Origin of the sequence: Propionicimonas sp. (assembly GCF_047606205.1) — a bacterium.
In the GTDB taxonomy this organism is placed as follows: Bacteria; Actinomycetota; Actinomycetes; order Propionibacteriales; family Propionibacteriaceae; genus Propionicimonas.
In genome coordinates, this window is the sequence record NZ_JASGES010000212.1 from 1 (window position 1) to 4,032 (window position 4,032).

3 protein-coding genes are annotated in these 4,032 nt (G+C 70.5%); 2 read left to right on the top strand and 1 reads right to left on the bottom strand.

Going from position 1 to position 4,032, the window contains the following annotated elements:
* Nucleotides 1-96 precede the first annotated feature (96 nt).
* Entirely contained in the window at nucleotides 97-1,383 is a 1,287-nt protein-coding gene (locus tag QM633_RS13245; RefSeq protein WP_415154235.1) for a citrate synthase, read from the bottom strand.
* Between the two features lie 183 nt (nucleotides 1,384-1,566).
* Between QM633_RS13245 and QM633_RS13250 the strand changes: the two genes are divergently transcribed.
* The gene (locus tag QM633_RS13250) at nucleotides 1,567-2,130 is read left to right on the top strand and encodes a YceI family protein (RefSeq protein ID WP_415154236.1); all 564 of its coding nucleotides are present in this window, start codon (nucleotides 1,567-1,569) and stop codon (nucleotides 2,128-2,130) included.
* Nucleotides 2,131-2,356: 226 nt separating this feature from the next.
* Nucleotides 2,357-3,892 carry a hypothetical protein gene (locus QM633_RS13255; protein WP_415154237.1) on the top strand — a complete coding sequence of 512 codons (1,536 nt, stop codon included), beginning with the start codon at nucleotides 2,357-2,359 and terminating at the stop codon, nucleotides 3,890-3,892.
* Nucleotides 3,893-4,032: the final 140 nt, after the last annotated feature.

Sequence of the window (4,032 nt, forward strand, 5' to 3'; positions counted from 1 at the left end):
CCCCAACGGCCCCCCCCCCCCCCAAACCGCGGCTTCGCCCCCCCACGCGGGGCACAAACCCCGCTTTTCGGGAGCGAGGACGGGTTCGGCCGTGGGTCAGGCTCGCTGGTCGATCGGGACGAAGGCGCGCTCCACCTCGCCGACGTAGATCTGGCGCGGACGGTTGATCTTCGTGGCCGGGTCGCTGAACTGCTCGCGCCAGTGCGCGATCCAGCCGGGCAGCCGGCCGAGCGCGAACAGCACGGTGAACATGTTCTGCGGGAAGCCCATCGCCTGGTAGATCAGACCGGTGTAGAAGTCCACGTTCGGGTAGAGCTTGCGTTCCTGGAAGTACGGGTCGCTGAGCGCGGCGTCCTCGAGTTCGAGGGCGAGGTCGAGCAGTTCGTCCTGCGTCCCGGTCAGCGTGCGCAGGATGGCGTCAGCGTGCTTCTTCACGATCGCGGCGCGTGGGTCGTAGTTCTTGTAGATCCGGTGGCCGAACCCCATCAGCTTGGTGGTGTCCTTCTTGTCCTTCACCTTGCGGACGTAGGCCTTCACGTCCCCGCCGTCGTCCTTGATGCCCTGCAGCATCTCCAGCACGGCCTGGTTGGCGCCGCCGTGCAGCGGGCCGGACAGCGCGCTCACGCCCGCAGCGATCGAGACGTAGATGTTCGCGCCGGACGACCCGACCATGCGGACGGTGGAGGTCGAGCAGTTCTGCTCGTGATCGGCGTGCAGGATCAGCAGCACGTCGAGCGCGCGGGTGATCGCATCGTCGAAGGGGTACGGCCCGGACGGGAGTCCGAACGACATGCGCAGGAAGTTCTCGATGTAGGACAGCGAGTCGTCGGCGTAGAGGAAGGGCTGGCCGACCGAGTTCTTGTAGCCGTACGCGGCCAGCGTCGGCACCGAGCCCATCAGGATGCGGGTGGCCTGCTCGCTGTCGTAGGCCGCGTCGCCGTACCGGGACGCCGAGAACGTCGACAGGGCGTTGATCGCGGCGGAGAGGACGGGCATGGGGTGCGACTTGCGCGGCATGGTGCGGAACATCTCCCGCATCCGTTCGTCGATGATGTGGTGGCGGGCGATGCCGCGGCTGAACGCGTCCAGCTGTTCGGTCGTCGGCAGTTCCCCGTAGAGGACGAGGTAGGACACCTCCAGGAACGTCGACTGTTCGGCCAGCTGCTCGATCGGATACCCGCGGTAGCGCAGGATGCCGGCGTCGCCGTCGATGAAGGTGATGGACGACTGGCAGGACGCCGTGTTCGCGAATCCGACGTCCAGCGTGGTGTCGCCGGTCGCTCCCAACAGCTTGGTGATGTCGTAGCCGTTGTTGCCCTGTGTGGCCGCGACCAGGGGGAGTTCAAGGCGCACGTCATCGTGGCTGAAAGTCGCTGTGCTCATCCATCCTCCGTTGGTCGACGAACCGCAAGCGCGGCGCGCCGCGCGTGAGTGTGCGGCCACCTTACCCCCGCTCGGCGGGCGTCCGTCAGGCGTGTTTCGCCAGCTGCTGAATCAGTAGTTGACGGATCAACAATGGCGAGCTAGCCTTTAGTTGAGAGTTCAACAATGCAAGGAGATCCCCAGATGACCACTGCAACGACCAGCACCGTCCGCGACCTGAGCGGCACCTACACCCTCGACGGCTCGCACTCCCGGGTGGGCTTCGTGGCCCGCCACGCGATGATCGCCAAGGTCCGTGGCGCGTTCAACGAGGTGTCCGGCACCGCCACCATCGACGGCGCCAACCCGGCCGCATCGAGCCTCGAGGTCACGATCGGAGTCGCCAGCGTCGACACCCGTGACGCCAACCGCGACGGCCACCTGCAGAGCCCCGACTTCTTCGACGCCGCCACCTACCCGACGATCACCTTCAAGGCCACCGGCTTCGAGATCGTCGACGACGAGACGGTGAACGTGACCGGCGACCTGACCATCAAGGACGTCACCAAGCCGGTCACCGTTCCGTTCACCTTCGGCGGCGCGGCCACCGACCCGTTCGGCAACAGCCGGATCGGCTTCGAGGGCGAGGTCACCGTGAACCGCAAGGACTGGGGCCTGACCTGGAACGCCGCGCTCGAGACCGGCGGCGTGCTGGTCAGCGACAAGGTCGTCCTCGAGCTCGAGGTCTCGGCCATCAAGGCCGCCTGAGCCCAGCCGGCCGGGCGGGCCCGCCTCTGGGGTGACGGGCCCGTCCCTTTTCCTGCCAACCTCGCCGGCACGGGGCCGGGACGCGACGTCCCGGCCCCGTTCCGGCTGCGGACGCGCTCTGGCAGCGACCACCCCCCGGACCCCTTCGCGACACCGGTGGTGCGGACCTGCCTTCCCCGCGCCGCGTCAGTAGGGTGCTCTCAGCGGCGGTCGGGAGGACGTGGGGATGGCGGGATCGCGAAGCCGGGCGGGCACCCGGGACCGCTGGTGGGATCGTCTGTTGCTGGCGGGCTTCCTGATCTCGTTCGCGGCGGTCCGCGCCGGCCGGGTGGCCGAGCGCGACCCGTACTGGCAGATCCGCGCGGGCGCCGAGAACCTGGCCGGCGTCCCGCTGGTGCGCCCGGACACCTGGTCGTGGTCGGGGGTGCAGGGCGACTGGTATCCGAACTCGCCGTTGTGGAACGTCCTGCTCGCCGGCTCGTACCGGGCCGGCGGGTTCTGGGGCTTCTTCGTGTTCTCCGCTCTGGTGCTGCTGGTGCTGCTGGTGCTGAGTGCGCTGCTCGCCGCGCGGCTCGGCGCCAGGCCGCTCCCCGGCCTGATCGGGCTCTTCGCCATCTTCGCCGGCGCCCTTCCCTATCTGGGCGCCCGCGCGACGACCGGCGCCCAGATCCTGATCATGGTCGCCGTGTACGCCGGTCTCCGGCTGAGCGACCGGGCCGCCGTGCTGCCGATGCCCGCCCTGGTCTCGTCCACGGCGGCGGCGGCGCTGGCGCTGTCGGTCCTGGGCAACTGGATCCATCTGTCCTTCCTGCTGATCGGCCCCGCGATGGCGGTGGTCTGGGCCGTGCTCTGGTGGTTCACCCCTGCCCTGGCCGCGGGGCGGCGCAACCTGCTGATCGCCGTCGGCGGCGTGGGATGGGTGCTCGGTTCGGTGTTGTCGCCCTACGGCGTCGTCGGCGGCCTGGAACGGGCCCGCGCGGTCCAGGACGCCAGCCAGGGCCTGCTCACCGAATGGAGTTCGCCCTTCGACCCCATGCAGCGTGGCGAGTACAACGGCATGGTCGTGATCGCCCTGCTGGTGGCGGGGGCATCCGCGTGGTGGCTGTACCGCGAGTGGCGGCGCGGCTCGGACCTCCGCCTGCTGGCGGCGCTCGCCGTGATCGGGGTGCCCGCATCCCTGGCCGGGCTGGTCGCGCTGCGGTTCCTGGGCATCGGGCCGGTCACCCTGGCCCCGGTGGTCGCGGCGCTGGCGACCCGCGCGGTCGACCAGCTGCGCCGGCGGCTGCAGGCCGGGGCGGGGCAGGGACGTGTCCGGCGCCTGCTGCGGGACTACAGCGCGGGCCGGTTCTGGAGAGTGGTCCTCTGTGTCGTGCTGGTGGGGCTGTCGCCGGCGGTGGTCGTCATCGCCGGGGAGCACGGGGTGCCCTCGGAGGGGGCGATCGTTGCCCGGCTGCCCTCGCCGTGCCGGCTGTTCTCCGCGCCGGACATCGGCGGCGCCGTCGTCCTGCTGCGGCCGGACGTGAAGGTCTGGATGGACGGCAGGGCCGACTTCTTCGGGCGCGACCTGCTGGAGCGAAGCATCGCCTACTACTCCGGTTCGACCGGCGAGATCGTCCCTGCGGGAACCACGTGCGTGCTGCTGGACACCACCAACGCCGTGACGTCCGGCCTGCGGGAGCGGCTGGCGACCTCCGCGCAGTGGCGGGTGGCCGAGCAGGACCGCACCTTCGAACTCTGGTTGCCGACCGCCGCCACCGGCTGAGGCCGCGGCCGGGCTCGGCCCGAGCGCGCGACCACAGCGCCGATCGCGACGCTCAGCCGATCGCGACCGCCTGCCCGAGCGGCACGCCGGCGTCGGCCGCGGCCTCGGCGAGGACCGCGGCCAGGGCGTCGACGGCCAGG

Bases quoted from the DNA above. Each gene is read 5' to 3' on its own strand.
- QM633_RS13245 (WP_415154235.1), bottom strand. From the start codon at position 1,383: ATGAGCACAGCGACTTTCAGCCACGATGACGTGCGCCTTGAACTCCCC.
- QM633_RS13250 (WP_415154236.1), top strand. From the start codon at position 1,567: ATGACCACTGCAACGACCAGCACCGTCCGCGACCTGAGCGGCACCTAC.
- QM633_RS13255 (WP_415154237.1), top strand. From the start codon at position 2,357: ATGGCGGGATCGCGAAGCCGGGCGGGCACCCGGGACCGCTGGTGGGAT.